The organism is Streptomyces lothianensis, from assembly GCF_047779955.1.
Taxonomy (GTDB): domain Bacteria; phylum Actinomycetota; class Actinomycetes; order Streptomycetales; family Streptomycetaceae; genus Streptomyces.
In genome coordinates, this window is sequence record NZ_JBLMKT010000126.1 from 1 (window position 1) to 809 (window position 809).

Annotated in this window: 1 protein-coding gene; it reads right to left on the bottom strand. The window is 66.0% G+C overall.

From position 1 onward, the window contains the following. A partial coding sequence (locus ACLF6P_RS29890; RefSeq protein WP_415954550.1) for a non-ribosomal peptide synthetase occupies positions 1-797 on the bottom strand: 797 nt, incomplete at its 3' end. Between the last annotated feature and the right edge of the window lie 12 nt (positions 798-809).

An 809-nucleotide genomic window follows, 5' to 3' on the forward strand; every position in this document is an offset into this window, starting at 1 on the left:
TCGGGGTTGGTGAGGGTGGTGGTGGTTTCGGCGAGGGTGGCGGGGGTTTTGTTGGTGAAGATGTCCTGGGGGGAGATGTCGAGGCCGGCGGAGCGGGCTCGTACGGAGAGTTGGATGGAGGTGATGGAGTCGCCGCCGAGTTCGAAGAAGTTGTCGTCGATGCCGGCGTGGGTGAGGTCGAGGACTTCGGTGAAGAGTTGGCACAGGAGGTGTTCGCGTGCGTTGCGTGGGGGGCGGCTTTCGTGGGTGGTGGTGTAGTCGGGTGTGGGCAGGGCGGTGCGGTCGAGTTTTCCGGTGGGGGTGAGGGGGAGTGTGTCGAGGGGGATGTAGGCGGCGGGGTGCATGTAGGTGGGGAGGTCGGTGGTGAGGTGTTCGCGTAGGGCGGGGATGTCGAGTTCGGTGGTGGGTGGGGTGGGGACGATGTAGGCGATGAGTCGTTTGACGGCTCGGTTGTCTTCGTGGGGGAGTACGGCGACTTGGCCGACGGTGGGGTGGGTGGAGAGGGTGGCTTCGATTTCGCCGGGTTCGATGCGGTAGCCGCGGATTTTGACTTGGTGGTCGGCGCGGCCGATGAATTCGAGGTGGCCGTCGGTGTTCCAGCGGACGATGTCGCCGGTGCGGTACATGCGGGTGCCGGGTTCTGCGAAGGGGCAGGCGACGAAGCGTTCGGCGGTGAGTTGGGGTCGGTTGAGGTAGCCGCGGGCGAGGCCGGTGCCGGTGATGTAGAGCTCGCCTGCGGTGCCTGGGGCGACCGGGCGCAGGGCGTTGTCGAGGACGTATACCTGTGTGTTGTCCATCGGACGGCCGAT